The sequence below is a fragment of the Hymenobacter miniatus genome (assembly GCF_016427455.1).
GTDB classification, from domain to species: Bacteria; Bacteroidota; Bacteroidia; order Cytophagales; family Hymenobacteraceae; genus Hymenobacter; species Hymenobacter armeniacus.
Genome location: NZ_JAELXR010000012.1, coordinates 97,770 through 119,915 on the forward strand (window position 1 = coordinate 97,770; position 22,146 = coordinate 119,915).

A 22,146-nucleotide genomic window follows, 5' to 3' on the forward strand; every position below is an offset into this window, starting at 1 on the left:
CGAGGGCATTAGCGGGGAAGAATTACTTGAGCTGGTAGAGGTCCACCAGGGTCTTGACATCGGCCAGCGTGCGCGTGGGAGTTGAAAAGGGGGCCGGAATGGGTTGCTTGGAGAAGGTCTGGAAGTAGAGCACGCAGGCGTCGCGCCACCACAGGGCCTCCCGCCGCTGAATGGCGAGACGGGCGGCCACGTCGGCGTGCAGGGCGGGGTCCACGGCGGGCTGCACGCTGGCCCAGCGCTGCTGCATCCAGGTCACCGAGTCGGCGCCGGTGTAGTAGCGCGTCACCAGCTCGTTCCAGAGCGTGCGGCCGGTGCGCAGCGGCTGTTTCCAGCCCACGTGGTGAAACCAGAGCAGGTAGTTGAGCGGGCAGGTAGCTGGGGTACCCCACTGCTGCTGCACGCCGGCCGAGTACAGGGCCAGGGCGTTCGAGCCGGTGGCCGTGCGGTTGAAGCCCAGGCCCAGCGAGTCGGCCTTGTGGTAGTACACGGCCGTCCAGTCGGCGCGGCCGGCCTGGGCCAGCCAGGGCTCGGGGCCGTAGTGAATGTTCTGGCCCATGATGTGGTGCAGGCCCAGCGGCGTGGTGTAGCGCACGTACACGTCGCGCGACCGGTCCATCAGTTCCACAATGGTGGCCACGGCCTTGGGCTCGCGGGTCAGGGTCATCTGAGTCCATTCTTTGGCAATGGCGGCCGAGGGCAAGGTATAGTCCCAGGCCAGGCGGCCGAAGGCGTACCAGTTGGCCTGGCCCATGGGGTGGCCGGTCCAGTTGCGGTCGGTGCCGATGTTGGCCACGCCGGCAATGCCGCTGAGGCGGTGTTGGTCGAGGCTGCCGTCGACCACCCGGGCCACCGTCGAGCCGGGGCCCTTGGTCTGGGTATCAGCGTCGAGGCACTCTTTGAACATGGGCGCCAGGTACACCAGGTGCGTGGCCATGCCCAGGTATTCCTGCGTAATCTGCACTTCCAGTACCAGCGGGGTGCGCGGCATGGCCCCAAACAGCGGGTGGAAGGGCTCGCGGGCCTGAAAGTCGATGGGCCCGTTTTTCACCTGCACCAGCACCTTGGGCGAGAACTTCCCATCGAGCGGCTTGAACTCCTCGTAGGCCTGCTTGAACCGGTCGTCGCTGCCGGCTTTGTACACGAAAGCGCGCCACATCACAATGCCGTCGTGGGTGCCCAGGGCCGTGGCCAGCATGTTGGCGCCGTCGGCGTGGTTGCGGCCGTAGTCCTGCGGGCCGGGCTCCCCCTCCGAGTTAGCCTTCACCAGAAAGCCGCCAAAGTCCGGAATGGCCTGGTAAATCTCATCGGTTTTGGCCTTCCACCACTGCTGCACCTGGGGGTCGAGCGGGTCGGCCGTTTTCAGGCCGCCAATGACTTTGGGCGCGGCCCAAAACACCGACAAGTACACCCGGATGCCGTAGGGCCGCATCACGCCCGCCAGCGCCTTCACCTTGTCGAGGTATTCGGCCGTGAGGTAGCGCGCGCTGGCGTTCACGTTGTTAATGGCCACGCCGTTGATGCCGATGGAGGCGTTGGCGCGGGCGTAGTCGGTGTAGCGCGGGTCGAGGCGCTGGGGCAGCTCGTTCCACTTCCAGATGCTGCTGCCCGCGTAGCCCCGCTCCACGGTGCCGTTGGGGTTGTCCCAATGGTTGAGCAGGCGGTACTGAATGCGGGGGCTGCTGGTCAGCGACAGGTTGGCCACGGACTGCCCCGTTTGCAACTGCCGCAGCAAGGCAAACACCCCATAGAGCACACCGGCCCCGCTCCTGCCCTTCACTACCAGGTTCTTGCCCTGCGTCGAAATCTGGTAGCCGTCGCGGCTGGTCGGGCTACCGGGAACGTTTGCAGATGGGTCAATCGCAAGCAGGATGCCGCGCTTAGTGCTGGCCGGCGCCGCCAGCCGCGGCACGGCCTGACCCAGCAGGCCCTGTAGGCCGCGCTGCAGCTCGGCCGCGGCGGTTGTCAGCACCGCGTCTCCCCCACCGGCGGCCACAAACTGGGCCGCGGCGCGGTACTGCGCCAGCCGCGCGGCATCGGCCACCCGGTCGTACTTCAGCCACAGCCGGTAGCCGTCGTCGGCCACGCACTGGGGCGCGGCGGCAACCACGGCTAGCAACAACAAAAGCGACCGGAGCAACATGGGTGGGATTGGGGAGGGAGGGTGAGGACTTAGGCGAGTTGCGGGGCTTCGGCGTGCCGCGCCCGGGGCGGCGACTCGGCCGCCAGGCCGCGTCGGATGCCGTATTCCAGGCCCCGCAGCTCGGCCAGCCCCCGCAGGCGGCCAATGGCCGAGTAGCCGGGGTAGGTTTTCTTCTTGAGGTCGTCGAGCATCTGGTGGCCGTGGTCGGGGCGCATGGGAATGGCGCCGACGCCTTCGCCGCTGGCGGCGCGGCGCTGTTCTTCCAGCACCAGTTCGCGCACCACGGCGTACATGTCCACGTCGCCGGTCAGGTGGTCGGCCTCGTGGAAGTTGCGCGGGTTTTCTTCGCGCTTGGTGGCCCGCAGGTGGATGAAGTGGATGCGCGCGGCAAAGCGCCGGGCAATGGCCGGCAGGTCGTTGTCGGCCCGCACGCCCAAGGAGCCCGTGCAGAACGTGAGGCCGTTGGCCGGCACGTCGCAGGCCCCAAACAGCAGGGCGAGGTCGTCGGCGGTGCTCACCACGCGGGGCAGGCCCAGCAGCGGATAGGGCGGGTCGTCGGGGTGAATGCAGAGGCCCATGCCCAGCTCCTGAGCCACCGGCGCTACCTGCTGAATGAAGTAGTGCAGGTTTTCGCGCAGCGCAGCCGCATCGATGGCCGCGTACTCGTCGAGCAGGCGTTGGAAGCTGGTTAGCTCAAACGCCTCTTCAGAGCCGGGCAGGCCCAGCAGCACGGTATTGGTGAGGGCGGCCACTTCGGCGGCGCTCATGGCCGCAAACTGCTGGCGGGCGGCTTCGGCCACGGCGGGCTCGTAGTCGGCCGCGGCGCCGGGCCGCTTCAGAATGCAGAGGTCGAACAGGGCGAAGTCCTGCCACACAAAGCGCAGGGCCCGCGAGCCATCGGGCATTTCGTAGCGGAGGTTGGTGCGCGACCAGTCCAGCACGGGCATGAAGTTGTAGCACACCGTGCGAATGCCGCAGGCGGCCAGGTTGCGCAACGAGGCCTTGTAGTGGTCTATATACAGCTCGCGCGAGGGGCGGCCCTTCTTGATGTCTTCGTGCACCGGCAGGCTTTCCACCACGGCCCAGTGCAGGGGCGCGTGGGTGGCGTTGTCGGCCTCGATGAGCTGCTGGCGCGCCCGGATTTCGCTCACCGGCCACACGGCGCCCACCGGCAGCTGGTGCAGCGCCGTCACCACGCCGGCGCACCCGGCCTGCCGGATGTCGAAGAGCGAAACGGGGTCGTGCGGACCGAACCAGCGCATGGTGTGCAGCATGGCAACTGTTAGGTAAAATACAATTTGTGTTATACCCAGACTAATCTACCTCCGCGATTACCGTAAATGCGGCAGATAGGTCGTTTGGCTGACTTACCCCCGAATGTAGAACGAGAAACCTCAAATTGATTCTGCCAAAATCGGCCAAATTTTCGTGCATTGGCAACAAAACTATCGGCATCGTTTCCGGAAACGATGCCGATAGATAACTTTGCATTTCTTTCGCCGAAAATTTTTTTTGTGCGTTATATTTGAGTGAGTACTCACAGCGGCGCGTCTCCCTCACGCATCCAAAGCCGTTTTTCTCCACTAAATACAATTCTCAATGGCTACCTGCATCAAATGCAAGCTTTCTGATACGGTGTTGAAGGCCGGATTTGTGCGAGGAAAGCAGCGCTACCTCTGTAAAACCTGCGACTACCACTTCACGGAGGAGAAAACCGGCCCCAGCCCGGACCGCCGCCGCACCCAAACCACCATCGGCGACGTGGCCAAGGCCGTGGGCGTGGCTTCGTCGACGGTGTCGCGGGCCCTGAACGGGCACACCGACATCAGCCCCGTCACGCGGCAAGCCATTCTCGACGCGGCCCGGCAGCTCGACTACCAGCCCAACCTGTTGGCCCAGAGCCTCAAAAGCCGTGAAACCCACACCTTAGGCGTGCTCATCCCAGACCTGGAACGGCCGTTTTTTGCCACGGCCGTGAGCGGCATTCAGGCGGTGGCCACCGAGGCCGGCTACCGCGTGATGATTTGCCAGTCGAAGGAGTCGTACCGCACCGAAGTCAGCAACGTGCAGGCGCTGGTGGCCAGCCAGGTCGACGGCCTGCTCATCTGCCACTCGCGCGAAACCGAGAACTTCGACCACGTGAAGCCCGCGGCCTGCCGCGGCATTCCGGTGGTGCACTTCGACCGCGTGAGCAACGAAGTGGACAGCGCCAAGGTCATCCTCGACGACTGGAACGGCGCCTACAACGTGACCGAGCACCTCATTCAGCAGGGCGCCCGCCGCATTGCCATCCTGGCCGGGCCCGAGTCGCTGCTCATCAGCCGCAACCGCCTGGCCGGCTACCAGCATGCCCTCCGGCGCTACCAGCTGCCGCTGCGGCCGGAGTACGAGGTGCACATCGACTTCCGCACCGAGGAAGCCGAGGCCACCCTCGACGCCTGGCTGGCCTTGCCCGAGCCGCCCGACGCCATTTTCGCCATCAACTACACCAACGCCTTCGACCTGCTGGTGGCCTTGAAGAAACGCGGCGTGCGCGTGCCCCAGCAAATGGCCGTGGTAGGCTACGGCGACGAGTTCATGGCCGCCATGATTGAGCCCGGCCTCACCACCGTCGACCTCCACCCCTACCGCATCGGCCAGCAGGCGGCCCGCCTGTTTCTGGAGCAGGTGCAGCAGAAAGAGAATTTTCAGCCCCGCACCTTCGTCATTGCCGGCGATTTGATTATTCGGCAGTCGTCGCTGAAAGGCGAAGGCGACTTGTTCCGGCTGAGCATCTAGGCAGGTGGCGCCCCAAGCTGTGCGGCGCCTTTTGCATTGTTGAATTGAAAAAATAGGCTTTCCATTTTGAAAAAATATAGCCCTGCTGCGCTTCGTGCGCGGCAGGGCATTTTTATTTAACTTTCTATCAATCAACAATAAGAGCACTTTTCTCAAAAAAGCCCGGCGAGTCGGCACTGGTATTGGCAGTAGGTGCGAGTCACCAAACGCACGCCACCATGGCCATTCTTGATAACCTCACCAAAGCCGCGAAGGATTTCTTCATCGAAGACGATGGCGCGGCCCGCCAAGCGCCCGCTCCGGCCCCGCTTGCCGCGGCGCAACCCGCCCAGGCTGGGCCGCCGGCCGCCAATCCGGCGCCCGCCGTCACCCAGGCCGAGCAGCGCCACCTCGACCACATTGCCAGCCTGCTGGCCGGCGACGGCAAGGACTTCGGGGCCTACACCAAGATGGTGAACAGCATGGCCGGCAGCGGCCTCACCGGCCCGCTGCTCTACCAAACGGCTTTCAACGCCTTCGCCGCCCTCACCGGCACCAACCAGGCGGCGCTGCTGGCCTCGGCCGAGCAGCTGGCCCACAAGCTGGCCGAGGACCGGGCCCGGGTGCTGCAGCGCCACCGCGAGAAGATGGGCGAAAGCCCGGACACCAAAGCCCCGCCCGGCCCCTTGGCCCTGCTGCACCAGCGCGAAACGCAGCTGCAAGCGGAGGTGGCCTCCCTCACGGAGCAGCTGACGCAGAAAAGCCAACAGTTGCGCGAAATCCAGCAGCAGGCCCAGGCCGAAAAGCAGAAAACGCAGGCCGCGCTGGCCTCCTACGAGCTGGCCAACGCCGCCGCCGCGGCCGAGCTGCAGGCCCACCGCCAGGCCGCCCAAAACTTCCTTAATCCCTCTCCTTCCACCCCTTCTTCAAACGCCTAACCCCATGAACACGTTGCTCACAACTACTTCTGATACCGACACCGGCCTGCCCAAGTGGCAGAAGCCGGAGAAAATAGCCGGCCGCGTGGTGCTGCTGGGCCTGGCCGGCGCGGCCGTGTACTACTGGGGCGTGATTCTGCCCTTCCTGGTCGACATGGTGTTCAACAGCGTGAAGCTGGGCATCGGGCTGGGGGCACTGTTCGTGCTGTTTTTGCTGGTCACGAACAAGCGCATTCAGGCCGGGCTGTGGTACGCCGGGCAGCGGGTGCTGCGCTCCGTGGCCGGGATTTTCGTGAACACCGACCCCATCGGCATCATGCAGGACTACATCAAGAACACCGAGCAGGAAGCCCGCAAGATGGACGCCGAAGTGACCAACATCGAAGGCGCGCACGAGCTGGTGAAGCGCAAGCTGGCCGCCAACACCGCCCAGATGAAAGAGTACCTGGCCCTGGCCAGCTCCGCCACCCGCCAAAACGAAAAGGACATGGCCGAGAGCTACGCCAGCCGCGCTGCCCAGCTCGAAGACTACAATAAGCGCCTGCAGCCCATGGCCACCACCACCGCCAACGTGAGCGTGGTAATGCGCCAGATTCTGAAAGCCGCCTTGCGCCAGATTGACGGCAGCAAGTTCAAGGTCAACCTGCTGAAAGACGAATACGAGCTAGTGAAACGCACCAGCTCCGGCATGCGCGCCGCCATGAACATCCTGCGCGGCGACCCGGACAAGAAGTACTTCTTCGACCTGGCCACCGACCGCGTGGCCCAGGACATGGCCCAGCAGCTTGGCCAAATCAAGCAGGCCATGCGCTACTCGCAGGAGTTCGTGAAAGAGATGGACATCCAGAACGGCGTGATGAGCGAGAAGGGACAGGCCCTACTCACCAAGTACCAGAACGGCGATTTCAACGCCGTGCTCAACGAAAAACCGCAAGCTCAACAATCCTTCGCCGCCACCAAAAAAGCCTCCGACGATGCCTATTCTAGCCTGCTTGATTAGCTTTTTGCTGGCCTGCGGCCTGGTGGGCCTGCTGGGCCAGCCGGCGCCGGTGACGGTGGTGCCTCATGCCGCTTCGGTCGAACGTCATGCCGAGCACAGCCAAGGCATCTCGCTCGCCCGGCACCTCCCCCCCCGGCCCCCTCTCCCAAAAAGAGGGGGAGCCTAACGCCAGCGCATAGCCGGTGCCCCCTCTCTTTTGGAGAGGGGGTCAGGGGGTGAGGTAGACGCCTGCCCCCACAACAACCCCAAAATCAACGCGCCTCAACAGGCGCCTCACCCCTCCTTTGCCTTTACTCAAATGACAACACGTGGTAAAATCGTAATCGGCCTGCTCATTGTGGCGGCTCTTTACTTCGGCATCAACAAGCTGATTGCCAGCGGTGCCATCTTCAAGAAAGCCGAAACCGAATCGGTACTTCTCAACTCCATCGAGCTGCCGGCCGTCACCGGCGGCAACCGCGCCACCGTGGTGGTGCCCCTGGCGCCGCTGCCCGGCACCGCTCCCGCCGACAAGGGCACGCCCGTGGTGTGGGAGGTGATGGCCTGGAACAGCCAGATGGCTGGCATGCTGGCCAACGGCGGCCCGCGCACCACCATGGGCTCGGCCCTGGCCGCCAACGGCCTCGACCTGCAGATTGTGCGCCAGGACGACGTGAGCAAGATGCAGGCCGACCTGGTGAAAAACGCCGTGGACCTGCAAAGCAACCCCGCCACGCCCGGCCTGATTGTGAGCATCATGGGCGACGGCCTGCCGGCCTTCTCGGCCGTGCAAGCCGAGCTGCAGAAGACCGGCACGCAGCTGCAACTCATCCCGTATTCGGTGGGCAAATCCTTTGGCGAAGACAAGCTGATGGGCCCGAAGGAGTGGCTGGATAACCCCAAAACCGCGCTGGGCAAAACCATTGCCTGCTACCTGCGCGACGGCGACCAGAACATCGCCCTGAAATGGTGCGCCGACAACGGCCTGAAAGTGAACCCCGACGAAACCACCTACGACCCCGAAGCCGTGAACTTCATGGCCGCCAGCGACTTCCTGGTAGCCGCCGAGAAGTACATCCTCGGCAAGCCCGAGGCCCGCACCAAAGTGGTGAACGGCAAAAACACCGGCGTGAAAGTGGACGTGGTGGCCGACGCCGTGGCCACCTGGACGCCCGGCGACGTGAACATCGCCAAGCAGCGCGGTGGCCTCGTCAACATTGTGAGCACGAAGGACTACTCCAACCAGATGCCCAACATCATGGTGACGACCAAGCGCTGGTACGATGCCCACCCGAAAGAAGTGCTGGGTTTGATGACGGCCTTTGCCGTGGCCGGCGACCAGGTGAAAGCCCACCCCGAAGCCCTGACCCGCGCCGCCGATATTTCGGCCACCGTGTACGGCGACCAGGACAAGCCCGGCGCCTACTGGCTGAAGTACTACAAGGGCGTGAGCGAAGCCGACCGCAACGGCGAAGTGGTGGAACTGGGCGGGAGCAAAGCCTTCAACTTCAGCGACAACCTGAGCTTGTTTGGCCTCGACGAAGGCGGCACCAACGTGTACGCCGCCGTGTACAAAACTTTCGGCGACGTGCAGAAGAAGCTGTACCCCAAGGAGCTGCCCAACTACGTGCCCCTCGACCAGATGCTGGACCTGACGCCCCTCAAAAAGCTGCAGGCCCAATACAAAGGCAAAACCGTGGCCCCGGCCGAAAACCAGCAGTTTGCCGCCGACGATGAAATCCGCCAGAGCGTGAGCAAGCGGGCCTGGAACATCGCCTTCAACAGCGGCCAGAGCACCTTCACCCCCGCCGCCGAGCGCGACCTCAACCAGCTCTTCAACGACCTAGTGGTGGCCGGCCGCCTGAAAGTGGCCGTGCACGGCCACACCGACAACACCGGCGACCCCGCCAAAAACCAGCAGCTCTCCGAAGACCGCGCCATGGCTGTGCAGCACTGGCTCGAAACCAAAAGCCGTAGCGCCTTCCCCGATGGCCGCGTGCAGGTGTACGCCCACGGCGCCACCGAGCCGGTAGCCAGCAACGCCACGCCGGACGGTAAAGCCAAAAACCGCCGCGTGGAGGTAGTGCTGGGCAATTAAATCCCGCCTGTCATTGCGAGTGAAGCGCAGCGAAACGCGGCAATCCGTCCTGTCAAAACCAGACACTTTCTTTCGCGACAAGCCCCAGCTGTATAATAAAAAGGCTTCATCACATTAGAAGGCTTAGCGCTGAGAACAGGACGGATTGCTTCGTTGCGCTCGCAATGACAAAAACCTACTTCCCCATGAAATCACTTTTCGCCCCCAACGCCCAGCCCGCCCGCCTCGTGTTCACCACGATGGTCATCGGCCAGGCCGCCGTTTTGCTGCTGCTATGGCTGTTTTACCCCCTGCAGCTGTTCCCCAGCCTGGGAGAGGTCTTCCGCGCGCTCGGTGACCTTATTACCACGCAGGGCCTCATTCAGGAGCTGTGGGCCAGCATGACCACGGCCCTCGAAGCCCTGGCCGTGGCCACGGTGCTGGCGTTGGGCATTTCCTACCTCACGGCGCTGCCTTTCTTCCGGCCCATTGCCTACGCGGCCAGCAAGATGCGCTACCTCACCCTCACCGGCCTCACCTTCTTCATGGCCCTGATGGTGAGCTCCGGCCACCAGGTGAAGCTGTCGGTGCTCATTTTTGGCGCCACGGTGTACTTGGTCACGGGCATGACGAGCGTGATTCTGACCACCACGCAGGAGGAAATGGACCACGCCCGTACCCTGGGCATGGGCGAGTGGCGCAGCTTCTACGAAGTGGTGGTGCTGGGCAAACTCGACGACATGCTCGAAGTGGTGCGCCAGAACTTCGCCATCATCTGGACCATGATTACGCTGGTGGAAACGCTCTACCAGTCCGAAGGCGGCATCGGCCTGCTGCTTTACAAGCAGAACCGCTACCTGCATTTGGATGGCGTGCTGGCCATTCAGCTGGTGATTTTGGCGACCGGGGCGGCGCAGGACTATGTATTTGTGCTGCTGCGGAAAGTGTTTTTTCCATATTCTTCTTTAGGAACATCCGCCTAGCGGGCGCCTCACCCCCCGGCCCCCTCTCCCAAAGGCGAGGGGGTGCCTGCCGACTTCTCGTCATCCCTCCAACCCGAATTAGCTCGCCCGCGCCGCCGTGGCACCCCCTCTCCTTTGGGAGAGGGGGCCGGGGGGTGAGGCGCCCACCAGAACGACCATGACTGCTCTCCCCTTCAACTACCGCGACCCCATCCTCACCCTGGAAAACATCTCTATGTCCTTCCACGGCGAGCCCGTGCTGCGCGACATCAACGCCCAAATCCTCGACGTGACCCGGCCCAACATGCGCCAGGGCCAAGTCGTGGGCTTCTACGGCCGCTCGGGCATCGGCAAGTCGGTCCTTTGTCGCATCATGGCGGGCCTCATCGCCCCCAGCGCCGGCACCGTGGAAGTGGGCCTCGCCCAGCAGCCCGTGGCGCCCGGCATGGTGGGCTTCGTGCAGCAGCGCTACCCGCTGTTCGACCACCGCACCCTGCACGACAACCTGCTGGTGGCCGCCCAGCGCAAGCACGCCCCCACGGAAGCACGCCAGCACGTCGACGCCTACCTCGAACGCTTCGGCCTGGCCCCGCACCGGCGCAAATATCCGGCCCTGCTCTCGGGCGGGCAGCGCCAGCGGGCGGCCATCGCCCAGCAACTGCTCTGCTCCGACCACCTCATCCTGCTCGATGAGCCCTTCTCCGGCCTCGACGTGGCCATGATTGACGAGTTGAAACGAATAATAGTGGAAGTGACCACCATGGACGAGCTGAACACCGTCATCATCGTCTCGCACGACATCGTGGCCACCACCGCCCTGGCCGACCGCCTCTGGCTGCTTGGCTACGAGCACGACGCGGCCGGGGCCCTCGTGCCGGGCGCCACCATCAGCCCCCAGCACCAATACAACCTGGCCGAAATGGGCCTCGCCTGGCACGAAAACGTCGAAGCCGAACCCGAATTCGCCCAGTTCGTCGAGCACATCAAGAATGAGATTCGGGGGAGTTAGGCGAGACTATTTACCTAAAGTGTGACTTACTCCTTGACTATCCGTCAATACGATTTTGTTATAGCGTAACTCTTCAGGATGCGCTGTCACTTTATAAATTCCATCTTTTAAAATACTGACAACTCCATCGCCATTATTTTGGAAACCGCTATTTAAAATTGCCAGCTTATTGGTTTCTAATTGCCATTTAAACTGTTTCAAGCTTCCATCGGCAAATTTGAAATAACCTGTATAATCAGCATTAAAGGTGATTCTTGGGCATTCATTAGCTGTCACTCTGTGTTCTGTATCAACAAACTTAAATTTGGAAATACGTTTGTGCTCTGTCCATGTAAAGGAGCATCTTGTCCATTCTCCAAACATTGAATCTGTCTTTATCAATTTGACACTTGTAGTTGCGACAGTTTCTTTTGGCACAGAAGTCTGAGCAGTCACTTTAGAAAAAGCTACAAGCAGAATAATCACTACAACAGCCAGATTTTTCATCATAAAAATACAGTAATTGAATGGATAGGCACAGCAGATTTATCCGTTTCTACTGCCAGTATTTAATTGCTTCATATCGAAGAAACACACGTCACAAACGAGTTTGATTCTCGCGAAGCTTTCCGATTCTTCGTTCCATTCGCCAACTCGCGTCAGCACTTCATCGCAGGCATCACACCAAGCGTTGAGTTCATCGTCCGAATAAACCACACTTGGGTCAGAAGCGAAGGGCTCGTAAAAACCCACGGGCTTTTTCAGGTTCAGGTGCTGGCAAACGTAGGCCGGGTATCGGTCGCCATGCGTGCTGCATTCTACGCGTTTGCTTTCTTCGCTCATCTAATTAGTGTTTGGGTAAACCGCTTCAAAAGTAGCTGCCGAAGCTGACCGTTCTTTGTCGCCGCAACCTTCTAACGAAACAAATGCCCACCGGAACCCTCCTCATCATCGACGACGAAGCGCGCTTGCGCCAGCTGCTGGCCCAGGTGCTGGAGCTGGAAGGCTACACCGTGCTGCAAGCCCCCGACGCCCGCCGCGGCCTGGAGCTGCTTCAGCAACACGCCGCCGACGTGCTCCTGGTGCTGAGCGACGTGAAGCTGCCCGACGGCCACGGCGTGGACCTGCTGCCCCGCTACAAAGCCGCCGCCCCCGACGCCGAAGTGGTGCTGCTTACCGCCTTCGGCACCATCCCCGACGGCGTGAAGGCCATGAAGCTCGGCGCCTTCGACTACCTCACCAAGGGCGATTTTGAGCAGCAGCTGGTGGTGGTGGTGGAGCGCGCCGCCGAAAAAGCCCGCCTGCGCCAGCGCGTGGCCGAGCTGGAGCGCCGCGTGGGCGAGCAGTACCGCTTCGAGTCCATGATAGGCGCCTCGGCCGAGCTGCAGCGGGTGCAGCAACTGGCCCGGCAAGTGGCGCCCACCGACAGCACCGTGCTGCTCGAAGGGCCCACCGGCAGCGGCAAGGAGCTCTTTGCCCAGGCCATTCACCAGGCCAGCGGGCGGCGGGGCAAGGCCTTCGTGGCCGTCAACTGCAGCGCCTTCCCGAAGGATTTGCTCGAATCCGAGCTGTTTGGCTATAAGAAAGGCGCCTTCACCGGCGCGCTGGCCGACAAGAAAGGCCTGCTGGAAGAAGCCAACGGCGGCACCCTGTTTCTGGACGAAATCGGCGAGCTGGAGCTCAACGTGCAGGCCAAGTTCCTGCGCGTGCTCGAAAGCCAGACCTTCACCAAGCTCGGCGACACCAAGCCCACCAAGGTCAACCTCCGCCTGGTGGCCGCCACCAACCGCAACCTCAAGCTCGAAGCCGACGAAGGCCGCTTCCGCCCCGACCTCTACTACCGCCTCTCGGTGTTCACCATCCGCATTCCGGCCCTCAAAGACCGGCCCGCCGACGTGCCCCCGTTGGCCCAGCACTTCCTGCACTACTTCGCCGCCCGCCTCAGCAAGCGCCTGCCCGGCCTGGAGCCCGAGTGCCTGGCCCTGCTGCAGCGCTACCCCTGGCCCGGCAATGTGCGCGAGCTGAAAAACGTGCTCGAACGCGCCGCCATTCTGGCCCCGAACGGCGAACCCTTGACGGGCGATTTTCTGCCCGATGAGTTTCACGCCCTGGGCCAGGCCGCCCGCCCCGGCGCCGACGCGGCCGACGACAGCCTGCGGGCGCTGGAAGCCCGCCACATCGAGAAACTGATGCGCGAGCTGGACGGCAACAAGCCCGACGTAGCCAAGCGCCTGGGCATCGGCCTCACCACGCTCTACCGCAAGCTGCAGGAGTACGGGCTGGACGGGTGACGGCAGGCCGGATGTCGTAGGTGCTCTCGCGGTGCTTGCTTCAAGCGGGCAGAGCGCCCGGCGCGGTCAACCCGGGGGGTGCTTTCGTCAATTCGAGCAGCAGCTGGCAGAGGGCGGCTTCCTCGTAGGGCTTGGTGAGGCAGGCGTTCATGCCGGCGGCCAGGTAGGCGGCGCGGTCGGCTTCGAAGGCATTGGCGGTGAGGGCGATGATGGGCACGTTGGCGCGGGCCGGGTCGGGGTGCCGACGAAAGGCGGTCGTGACCTGCAGCCCGCTCAACCCCGGCATGCGGATGTCGAGCAGCACGGCATCGAAGGGCTGCTGCAGCAGCTGGGCCAGCGCGTCGAGGCCGTTGCCCACGGCCTGCACCTGCACGCCCCAGTGCTCCAGCACGGCCACGGCTATGCGCTGGCTCACGGCGTTGTCTTCGGCCAGCAGCACGCGCAGGCCGCGCAGGCCCTCGTACGACACCTCGGCGGGCGTGGGCGGCTGAATGGCCGGGGCTTCGGCGACGCGGGGCAGCACCACCTGGAAAGAAAACGTGGTGCCCAGGCCGGGCTCGCTGTAGAGCTGCAGGCGGCCGCCCATTTGCTCCACCAGCTGCCGGCTGATGGCCAGGCCCAGCCCGGTGCCGCCAAAGCGCAGGCTGGTTTCGGCGCTGGCCTGGGCAAAGGCCTCAAAAATGTGGGCCTGCTGGTTGGGGGCGATGCCGATGCCCGTGTCCTGCACCCAAAACTTGAGCAGCAGTTCTTGTTCCGTTTCGTGCAGCACGGCCGCGCCCAGTTGCACGCTGCCGCGCTCCGTGAACTTGATGGCGTTCGAGAGCAGGTTGAGCAGCACCTGGTGCAGGCGGTAGGCGTCGCCCAGCACGCGGGGCCCGGTGGGGGCCGGCAGCTCAATTTCGAGGTGCAGGCCTTTTTCGGCCGCCAGGGCGGCCACGGTTTGCCCGGCGCCCTGCAGGGCCACGGCCAGGTCGAAGGGGGCGTGGTTGAGCTCCAGGTTGCGCGTGGTGATTTTGGCCATGTCGAGCACATCGTTCAGCAGGGCCAGCAGGTGCCGGCCGGCGTGCTGCATGGTGGTGAGGTACTCACGCTGCGGGTCGGTGAGCGACGTTTTCTGCAACAGGGCGGCCATGCCCAGCACCCCGTTGAGGGGCGTCCTGATTTCGTGGCTCATGCGGGCCAGGAAGGCTTCTTTGGCCTGGGCATTTTCCTCGGCTTCGCGCTTGGCCTGCTGCAGGGCGCGCTGCGCGAGAACCTCCTGCGTCACGTCGTAGCCCGAGGCCACCACGTAGGGCGGGTAGCCCTCCTCGGTCACGCGGTAGGTGTAGTAGCGCAGGTAGCGGCGCTCGCCGGCCTTGGTTTGCACGGTAATCACGCGGTCGGTCCCTTCCTGGAGCGTTTCGCCGGCGAAGTAGGCCGCCAGCTCGGCGTGGTAGCCGGGGGGCACGGCCTCGCGCAGGTTGCTGCCCACCAACTGCTCGGCGGGCCGGCCCATCAGGCGTTCAATGGCCGGATTCACCGACAAAATGCGGCCCTGCAGGTCGTGGGTGCAAATCAGGGCCTGCGAGTAGTACACCAGGTCGTGGTACTGTTTCTGGCGGCGCTCCAGCTCTTGGCGGGCCTGGTTGACGGCCGTGACGTCGGTGCCGATGGTAAGCACGCCCAGCTGGCCGTCGGGGCGCTGCATTGGCCGTTTCTCCACCTGAAAGAAGCGGGTTTCCCCGCTGTTGAGGGTGCAGGGCAGCTCCCGGGACTGGGGCCGGCGGGTGGTGCGTACCAGCGTGGTCAGCTCCTGGAGCTGTCGCGCCTCTTCGGCCACCACGGGGTTGCGGGCCAGCGCTTGCTGGTGTTTGGTTTGGGCCGATAGGGTCCGGAAAGCCTCGTTGCCGAAAGACACACTGCCGTCGGGGTCGCTCATGTAGATGACGTTGGGCAGGGCATCAATAATCTGACGCACAAAGTTTTCCTGGGCCCGCAGCATTACCTGCACTTCCTGTTGCAGCTTTTCGGCGTTGTAGCGGGCCGTAATGTCGATGCCCGCTCCTACCACCACGCGCAGGGTGCCGTCGGCCTCGAACACAGGCCGCAGGTGGCGCAGCATGAGCTGCGGGCGCTGCTTTTTGTCGAGGCGCATTTCTTCCCAGGTCACGTCGGTGCGGGTGCGCACGGCCAGGTCAAAGTACTGTTCCCGCTGCTGGCGGATGCCCGCGGGCTGCTGCGTTTTGCGCAGGGCGAAGTATTCGTCGTTGGTGAGGCCGATGACTTGCCGGCGCACGGCGGGGTCCGAAATCGAAGCCGGATTTACAAACAAGAACCTATGCTCGGCGTCGAACACGGCCACGTCGACGGGCAGCAGGTTCAGAATGGACTCGTAGAAGGCCTGCTGCCGCGAGAGCATTTCTTCGGCTCGCGTGCGCGCCGTGATGTCGACGCCGGAGCTGATGACCCGGACCGAGCCGTCGGCGAGGCGCACCGGCCGGTAGCGCAGCAGCAGGTGCACCGGCCCGTCGGGACCGGGCCGGGTTTCCTCCCAGGCTTGCTCCTGCTGGGTGCGCAAGGCAGTGGCAAAGGCCGCGTCGCGGCGCAGGCTGACGGCCGCCGGCCGCTGCCGGTGGGCGCAGGCCTCGGCGCTGGTACGGCCCAGCATCCAGGCGCGCGTGGCGGGGTCAGGCTCCACGGCGGGGTTCACAAACAAATAGCGGTGCTCCGCGTCGAATACGGCCACGGCCGAGGGCACCTGCTCCAGCACGCCTTCGTAAAAAGCCCGCTGCGCGAAGAGCTGCTGCTCGGCCAGGTAGCGCTCGGTCACGTCGGTGAGGTAGAGCGACACAAAAGGCTGCCCCGGCACGGCCACCGCCGTGGACAGGTAATGCTGGCCGCCCAGGGCCAAGGCCTGCTGCCGCTGCTCGGCCGTGCGCAGGGCCTCTTGCACCAGAGCCAGCAGCTCCGCGGGCACGGCGCGCGGGGCGTCGGCCCGCAGGGCCCGCAACAGTGGAGCGGCGGCGGGGTTGGCGTACACAACTTCGCCAGCAGGCGTGACGCGCAGGATGGGGTTGGGGTTCTGGGCCGGGATGTAGGACAGGGTGCGGATTTCCTCGTCGCGGCGGTGGCGCTCGGTCACGTCGCGGTAGCAAATCAGGCGCCCGGCGCCCACCGTGTCCAGCACCAGGTAGTCCAGCTCCACCACCCGGCCGTCGACGAGCACAAATTCCTCCTGTAGCACGGTGCGGCCGGCGCGGTGCAGCGCAACGGCCCGCGCCCGAAAGGCCGCCGGGTCGGCAAACGCCTCGTCGATGTGCACGGCTTGGTAGGAAATGGGCGGCCCTCCCGCCGCGGGGCCGGACACGGGTGGCAGGCCAAACAGCTCCCAGAAGTGCTGGCTCACGAACTGAATCTGGCCGTCGGGGCCTACCAGCACCAGGCCCAGGCGCAGGTTTTGCACCAGGGCCTGGTGCTGGGCGTGCTCGCGGCGCGCGCGCTCTGCCGAGGCGGCGAGCTGCTGCTCCAGGGCGGCCACGCGGGCCTGCGCTTCGACCAGCGCGGCCTGGGCCTGCTCGCGGCCGGCGCGTTCTTGCTCCACGCGGGCGGCCCACTCGGCAGCAACGGCAGAAGGGGTTGTTTTCATGGCCAGAACGTGGAATACGCCGCGTGTGGTGCCGGCAGCCTGCGGCGCGGGCAACTCCCAGCTAGCGCCCACGTCGGAGCAGGCCCGGCAGTTCGACAAAGGTCAAACCCCAAGCAGAGATAACCAACTGTAATATTTTTAGCCGTGGTGCTATTTATCATTTGCGGGCACTCTTCCTGCCCGGCGGCCGTGGCCGGCGCGAAGCCATTGCTGGTGCGGGCCCGCGCCGGCGCTAGCTTCGCGGCCGGGCTGGCCGCCGCGCTTTTGCGCGGGCTTTCTGATTCCAGCTGCTTGCTCATGTCCCTCAAACTCAAAATCCGCCTTAGCGTCTTCGTGCTCCTGCTGCTGCTGCTGGGGCTGGGCGGCTACGCCTTTCTCACCATCAGCTACCTCGAGCACGGCGCCCACGGCATCGAGCAGGCCGATTTCAACCTGGCCCGCTCCACGGTGTTGGCGTTTCTGGCGGCCGGCACGGCCGTGGGCGTGGTGATGATGGTGCGGCTGCCGCGCATTGTGGTGCGCCCGCTGCGCCGCCTTACCTCCGACGTGGAGCGCGTGGCCGGCCCCGGCCCCGCCACCCGCGTGGGCGTGGGCCGGCGCGACGAGGTGGGCTCCGTGGCCACCGCCGTGAACCGGGTACTCAGCCAGGCCCAGAACGAGCGCCGCGCCACGCTGGCCGCCCTCTTCGCCGAGCGCAACCGCATGGACAGCCTGGTGCGCAGCCTCGACGAAGGCCTGCTGCTGCTTGATGAGCACCGCACCATCATTCTGGCCAACCCCGTGGCCTGCGACCTGCTGGGCCTGCGCGCGGCCGAGCTGGAAGGCCAATCGGCCGACCGGCTGGCCGAAACCAACGAGCTGCTGCGCGAGCTGCTCGCCCCGCTGGCCGCCCACAACCTGGCCGGCGACGCCGAACCCGACCCCGTGTTCACCTTTCCGCACAAGGGCGATTCGCCGCACTACCAGCTCAGCATCAGCCCCATCGGCATGACCGACGGCGCCACCGGCAAACAGGTGCCCGGCGGCCACATTTTCTGCCTGCGCAACGTGTCGGACTTTAAGAAGCTGGACGAAGTGAAATCGCGCTTTCTGGCCACCATTTCGCACGAGCTCAAGACCCCCCTGGCCAGCATCAAGCTCAGCCTGATGCTGCTGCAAAACGAGCGCACCGACGCCGCCGAGCGCCAGCGCCTGGCCACCGGCATTGGCGAGGAAACCCAGCGCCTGCTCAACATGGTGGGCCAGCTCATCGACGTGGCCCGGCTCGACGCCGGGGCCGGCATCAAGCTCGACGTACAGCGCATGCGCCTGGCCGACGTCATCGGCTACGCCACCCAAACCGTGCACCCGCAGCTCACCGACAAGCAGTTACGGCTCGACGTGCAGGTGGCCGACGCCCTGCCCGAGGTGCAGGGCGACATGGAAAAAACAACCTGGGTGCTCATCAACCTGCTCTCAAACGCCATCCGGTATTCGCCCACGGCGGCCCCGCTGGTGGTGCGGGTGATGCCCTGGGGCGAAATGGTGCGCGTGAGCGTGGAAGACTGCGGCCCCGGCATTCCGGTCGAGTACCACAAGCGCATTTTTCAGCGGTTTGCGGGGGTGCCGGGGCGCACGGCCACGGGCAGCAGCTCCGGGCTGGGGCTGAGCATATCCCGCGAATTCATTACTGCGCAGGGCGGCACCTTATGGGTTGAAAGCCAGCCGAATAAGGGCAGCCGCTTCTTATTCACCTTGCCGGTGGCGGCTTAAAGACGCACAAAAAAAGTCTAAGAAGCCGGTGCGGTGGTACAAGAACGTCCTGTTTTTTTGCGTCCGCTGCGGCTCCCGCGCCCGGTCATGCGGGTACGGCCATAGGAAGCGGCGCAACGAGGCCGGTAAGCTAGGCAATTTTTAGGAAGCGGCCAAGTGCTTCGCGTAAGCCGCAAGTAGGCGGCGGGTACAAAATTTCTGGCCTCTTCGCCGGTTGAAACGCCTTCACGGCGCCGCTTTTCTCGTATTTGGGCTACTTTGGCCGAACGGTGTGCGGCCAGTTCGGCGGCAGCAACGGCAAATACGGCTCTTATGAAATCATTTTCCTTCCGGCGCGTGGTAGCGGCAGTGCTTCTGCTGTGCGTGCTGGGGGGAGTGGCGGCCGTGTGGCTGCTGGGCAGCGACTACGGCCGCCGGCTGGTGGCCCAAAAAGTGCGCCGGGCCCTCACCCGCAATTCGGAGCTGGTGCTGGAGCCCTTCACGGTGGAACTGTCGCCGTGGCGCGACTTTCCGCACCTCACGGCGTCCATTCAGCACATTGCCCTCACCGATACGTCCTACGGCCGGCGCATGCCCGTGCTGCGCATCGCCCGCGCCGACCTGCGCGTGGAGCTACTGCGGCTGCTGCGCGGGCAGCTGCAGGTGAAGCGCCTGGCCGTGACCGACGTGGACTTCCGGGAGCGGGTCGACTCGCTGGGCCGGTCCTGGGGGCTGCGCGGCAAGCGGCGCCGCGGCACCGGCAAGCCGCCGCTGGTGAACCTGGAGCTGGACGAGCTGCGGGTGTCGAATTTCCGCTTCAGCGCCCAGAATGGCTACCTGCGCACGGCCTTTGGCGCCCAGGTCGACGCGGCCCACCTGTCGGCCCGGCTGCAGGGCGGCGTGCTGCGGGTGGCCGGCACCTTGGATGGCCAGCTGAGCTACCTGCGCACGCGGGCCGGCACCTTGTTTGAGCGCGAGCCGGTGCACGCGGCCGTGCACTACCGCTACACGTTTGCCAACCGCCAGGGCCTGCTCTACCGCACCCGCGCCACCCTCAACGGCGACACCATTCGGGTGAGCGGCACCCACACCGTGGCCCCCGACCATCCCGAGGGCGCCCTCATGAACCTGCGCTTTGTGGGCAACCAGCCCCTCACCGACGTGCTGCACGCGGCCCTGCCGCCCCGCCTCGAGCCCTATCTGGCCGGCGCCAGCAGCCCCAGCAAAGCGCACATTCACTACACCATCACGGGGCTGAGCGGGCCCAAAGTGACGCCGCACAACGTGCTGGAGTTTGGCCTGCAGGCCGCCAGCCTGAAGTGGCCCGGCGAGGCGCGCCACATCACGCGCTGGGACCTGGCCGGCACCCTCGACAACGGCCCCCGCCACAACGTGCGCTCCCAGGTGCTCACCCTGAAGCGTTGCCGGATTTACTCCCGCGCCGGCCGCCTCGACGTGGCCATGACCTTGCGCGACTTCAAGCGGCCGTACGTGAACGGGCGCTTCCGGGGGCGCACCGAGCTGCCGGAGCTGGCCGCGGTGGTGTCGCCGGGCCGCTGGCGCGCCCGCGCCGGCCTGGCCGACCTCGACGTGCAGGTGCGCGGCCTGCTGCCCCCGCCGCCGGGCCGCCCGGACCTGGAGCCGCGCAAGAACATGTCGCTGCGGGGCACGGTGAACCTGCGCGGGGCCTCGTTTCGGCTGCCCGCCCGCGGCGCCGACCTTACCCAACTCGACGTGAACGTGGGGCTGCAGGACAGCCTGTGGCAGCTTTCCAACGCCGCCGGCGTGCTCAACGGGATGCGGTTTCAGGCCTCGGCCACCACCGTGTACCTGCTCGACTACCTAACCGGGCAGCACGCCACGGCCAGCATCAAAGGCTCGTTTGCGGTGGATGAGCTGCGCGTGGCCAGCCTGCGCACGCTGCTGCGGCCGGTGCCGCGCACGGCGGGGCCGAATTTCGCGCCCACCAGCCTGCCCAAGCCGCGCCGCGCCCCGCGCAACCGCGCCCAGCTGGCCGCCACGCTGGGCAGCGAGCTGATTCCGCCGGGCCTGCTGCTCGACGCCAGCCTGCGCTGCCAGCGCCTGCTGCTGGCTTCCGACACCCTCTACGACCTGGCCGTGACCGTGCGCCACGACGGCCGGCAGGTGCAGCTGCAGCAGCTGGCGGGCCGGGTGTGGGGCGGCGAAGTGCGCGGCAACGTGCACTGGCCCACCGACCCCGACAACCGCGTGGCGCCCGTGGAATACGAGCTGGGCGTGCACTTTGCCCACCTGAACTACCGGCAATTTGTGGAGCGCTTCACCCGGCCCGAGCCGCGCGCCGCCGCCCGCGCCCGCCGCCCGGGCAAGGCGCCGGGCGTGGCCGTGCCGGCCCTGCGCGACCTGTTGCTGGCCGCCAACGGCCGCCTCACCCTCGACATCGACCACGTGCAGTTGCCCGAAGAAGAAAGCCTGGGCAGCGTGAACCTGAAGCTGATAAAAACGGGTTCGCTGCTGCGCCTGCCCTACCTGCGGTTTCGGACGCCGGAGGGCGGCCGGGGCGAGGCCACCGCCACGGCGCAGGTAGAAAACCTACGCCTGCTGGCCGCCGACGCCGACCTGACCCTGCGCTACGCCACCCTCGACGTGACGCGCCTGCTGGGCCTCATCGCCAACCTCACCACCTCGGCCGACACCGTGTTTACTGCCCAGACCCTGGCGCGGGCCGAGCGCCGGGCCGAGCGCCGCGCCTTGCGGGCCGAATCGAAGGAGAACCGCTCGCTGCTCTCGAACGGGGTGCTGAGCGCGGTGCTGCACGTGGAAGCCGACCGCGTGAACTATGCCGCCCTCAGCGGGGGGAAGTTTCGGCTGCTGGCCCATCTGCTCGAAGGCCAGGCCCGGCTGGACGAGTGCTCGGTGGAAGCGCTGGACGGCCGCATCAGCCTGAGCGGCTCGATGCGCAGCACCGCCAACCGCGCCCACCACCCCACGCAGCTGCAAATGCGCCTGCAGGACGTGGCCCTGCCGGCCCTGTTCGGCACCATCACGGCCATGGGCCTCAACGTGCTGGGCGGCGACAACGTGCGGGGCAGCGTGCGGGGCGTGGCCGACATCCGCACCGACTTGAATGCGCGGTTTTTGCCCAGCTTGTCGGCCACCGACGGCTACCTCAAAACGGACATCAAGGGCCTGGAGCTGCTGAACGTGGAAGTGCTGATGGAAGCGCTGAAGTTTATGAAAGCCGAACGCACCAGCCACTTGTATTTCGAACCCGTGAGCGGCGAGTTTTTGCTGACGCAGAGCCAGCTCATCATCCCCGGCCTGCGCCTGAACAGCAACCTGAGCAACCTCGAAATCGGCGGGCACTACGGGCTCGACGGCGCCACCAACCTCTTCGTTGGCCTGAAACCGCTGCAGGCCTTGTTCGGCAACAACGACAAGCGCGTGGAGCGCATTCAGAACGGGGAGCCGGTCAGCCAATCCGACAACGGCAAGCTGACCTACGTGAACCTGCGCCGCACCGCCCCGAAAGAAAAATACAAAGTGCGCCTGTTTCAGCGCGACGAGCAGCGCGAGGCCATGGCCCGCCTGCGCCAGCAGTACCGCGACTACCTCATCAGCCAGCGCCTCGACACCACGGTGCGGTTGCTGCGCTGAGCTCAATGCAGAACGTCAAGGC

At 65.1% G+C, this 22,146-nt stretch carries 14 protein-coding genes; 9 read left to right on the forward strand and 5 right to left on the reverse strand.

The window, feature by feature from the left end:
• Window positions 1–22 precede the first annotated feature (22 nt).
• Together JAO73_RS17740 and uxuA are read right to left on the reverse strand one after the other, a co-directional pair.
• A complete protein-coding gene (locus JAO73_RS17740) occupies window positions 23–2,140 on the reverse strand; it encodes an alpha-glucuronidase family glycosyl hydrolase (protein WP_198978477.1) in 2,118 nt (705 codons plus the stop codon).
• 29 nt (window positions 2,141–2,169) lie between these two features.
• A complete protein-coding gene (uxuA, locus tag JAO73_RS17745; RefSeq protein WP_233169268.1) occupies window positions 2,170–3,414 on the reverse strand; it encodes a mannonate dehydratase in 1,245 nt (414 codons plus the stop codon).
• 325 nt (window positions 3,415–3,739) lie between these two features.
• Here uxuA and JAO73_RS17750 point away from each other — a divergent pair, with 325 nt between their 5' ends.
• The 6 genes from JAO73_RS17750 (at window position 3,740) to JAO73_RS17775 (ending at window position 10,862) form a co-directional block, all read left to right on the forward strand.
• Window positions 3,740–4,918, forward strand: coding sequence for a LacI family DNA-binding transcriptional regulator (locus tag JAO73_RS17750; RefSeq protein WP_190923924.1), 1,179 nt, complete (start codon window positions 3,740–3,742; stop codon window positions 4,916–4,918).
• Window positions 4,919–5,136: 218 nt separating this feature from the next.
• Window positions 5,137–5,835, forward strand: coding sequence for a hypothetical protein (locus JAO73_RS17755; RefSeq protein WP_198978478.1), 699 nt, complete (start codon window positions 5,137–5,139; stop codon window positions 5,833–5,835).
• A 4-nt stretch (window positions 5,836–5,839) separates the two neighbouring features.
• The gene (locus tag JAO73_RS17760) at window positions 5,840–6,835 is read left to right on the forward strand and encodes a hypothetical protein (RefSeq protein ID WP_198978479.1); all 996 of its coding nucleotides are present in this window, start codon (window positions 5,840–5,842) and stop codon (window positions 6,833–6,835) included.
• A gap of 298 nt (window positions 6,836–7,133) precedes the next feature.
• Window positions 7,134–8,912: an OmpA family protein gene (locus tag JAO73_RS17765; protein ID WP_198978480.1), complete on the forward strand. Its 1,779-nt coding sequence runs from the start codon at window positions 7,134–7,136 to the stop codon at window positions 8,910–8,912.
• A 185-nt stretch (window positions 8,913–9,097) separates the two neighbouring features.
• Entirely contained in the window at window positions 9,098–9,874 is a 777-nt protein-coding gene (locus tag JAO73_RS17770) for an ABC transporter permease (RefSeq protein ID WP_198978481.1), read from the forward strand.
• Between the two features lie 157 nt (window positions 9,875–10,031).
• On the forward strand, window positions 10,032–10,862 hold the full coding sequence (locus JAO73_RS17775; protein ID WP_198978482.1) for an ATP-binding cassette domain-containing protein: 831 nt from the start codon (window positions 10,032–10,034) through the stop codon (window positions 10,860–10,862).
• A 6-nt stretch (window positions 10,863–10,868) separates the two neighbouring features.
• Here the strand turns inward: JAO73_RS17775 and JAO73_RS17780 are convergent, their stop codons facing one another.
• The gene (locus JAO73_RS17780; protein WP_198978483.1) at window positions 10,869–11,351 is read right to left on the reverse strand and encodes a hypothetical protein; all 483 of its coding nucleotides are present in this window, start codon (window positions 11,349–11,351) and stop codon (window positions 10,869–10,871) included.
• 36 nt (window positions 11,352–11,387) lie between these two features.
• Entirely contained in the window at window positions 11,388–11,684 is a 297-nt protein-coding gene (locus JAO73_RS17785; RefSeq protein WP_198978484.1) for a hypothetical protein, read from the reverse strand.
• 83 nt (window positions 11,685–11,767) lie between these two features.
• Between JAO73_RS17785 and JAO73_RS17790 the strand changes: the two genes are divergently transcribed.
• Complete coding sequence (locus tag JAO73_RS17790; protein WP_198978485.1) at window positions 11,768–13,132, forward strand: sigma-54-dependent transcriptional regulator; 1,365 nt, start codon at window positions 11,768–11,770, stop codon at window positions 13,130–13,132.
• Window positions 13,133–13,172: 40 nt separating this feature from the next.
• Here the strand turns inward: JAO73_RS17790 and JAO73_RS17795 are convergent, their stop codons facing one another.
• Entirely contained in the window at window positions 13,173–16,757 is a 3,585-nt protein-coding gene (locus JAO73_RS17795) for a PAS domain S-box protein (RefSeq protein WP_198978486.1), read from the reverse strand.
• 144 nt (window positions 16,758–16,901) lie between these two features.
• Between JAO73_RS17795 and JAO73_RS17800 the strand changes: the two genes are divergently transcribed.
• The gene (locus tag JAO73_RS17800; protein WP_198978487.1) at window positions 16,902–18,509 is read left to right on the forward strand and encodes a sensor histidine kinase; all 1,608 of its coding nucleotides are present in this window, start codon (window positions 16,902–16,904) and stop codon (window positions 18,507–18,509) included.
• Between the two features lie 312 nt (window positions 18,510–18,821).
• A complete protein-coding gene (locus JAO73_RS17805) occupies window positions 18,822–22,124 on the forward strand; it encodes an AsmA-like C-terminal region-containing protein (protein ID WP_198978488.1) in 3,303 nt (1,100 codons plus the stop codon).
• Window positions 22,125–22,146 lie beyond the last annotated feature (22 nt).

What these genes read in the sequence shown, in the direction of transcription:
- JAO73_RS17795 (WP_198978486.1), bottom strand. Translation starts at nt 16,757, where the DNA reads ATGAAAACAACCCCTTCTGCCGTTGCTGCCGAGTGGGCCGCCCGCGTG.
- JAO73_RS17775 (WP_198978482.1), top strand. Translation starts at nt 10,032, where the DNA reads ATGACTGCTCTCCCCTTCAACTACCGCGACCCCATCCTCACCCTGGAA.
- JAO73_RS17805 (WP_198978488.1), top strand. Translation starts at nt 18,822, where the DNA reads ATGAAATCATTTTCCTTCCGGCGCGTGGTAGCGGCAGTGCTTCTGCTG.
- JAO73_RS17750 (WP_190923924.1), top strand. Translation starts at nt 3,740, where the DNA reads ATGGCTACCTGCATCAAATGCAAGCTTTCTGATACGGTGTTGAAGGCC.
- JAO73_RS17755 (WP_198978478.1), top strand. Translation starts at nt 5,137, where the DNA reads ATGGCCATTCTTGATAACCTCACCAAAGCCGCGAAGGATTTCTTCATC.
- JAO73_RS17790 (WP_198978485.1), top strand. Translation starts at nt 11,768, where the DNA reads ATGCCCACCGGAACCCTCCTCATCATCGACGACGAAGCGCGCTTGCGC.
- JAO73_RS17785 (WP_198978484.1), bottom strand. Translation starts at nt 11,684, where the DNA reads ATGAGCGAAGAAAGCAAACGCGTAGAATGCAGCACGCATGGCGACCGA.
- uxuA (WP_233169268.1), bottom strand. Translation starts at nt 3,414, where the DNA reads ATGCTGCACACCATGCGCTGGTTCGGTCCGCACGACCCCGTTTCGCTC.
- JAO73_RS17765 (WP_198978480.1), top strand. Translation starts at nt 7,134, where the DNA reads ATGACAACACGTGGTAAAATCGTAATCGGCCTGCTCATTGTGGCGGCT.
- JAO73_RS17760 (WP_198978479.1), top strand. Translation starts at nt 5,840, where the DNA reads ATGAACACGTTGCTCACAACTACTTCTGATACCGACACCGGCCTGCCC.
- JAO73_RS17770 (WP_198978481.1), top strand. Translation starts at nt 9,098, where the DNA reads ATGAAATCACTTTTCGCCCCCAACGCCCAGCCCGCCCGCCTCGTGTTC.
- JAO73_RS17780 (WP_198978483.1), bottom strand. Translation starts at nt 11,351, where the DNA reads ATGATGAAAAATCTGGCTGTTGTAGTGATTATTCTGCTTGTAGCTTTT.
- JAO73_RS17740 (WP_198978477.1), bottom strand. Translation starts at nt 2,140, where the DNA reads ATGTTGCTCCGGTCGCTTTTGTTGTTGCTAGCCGTGGTTGCCGCCGCG.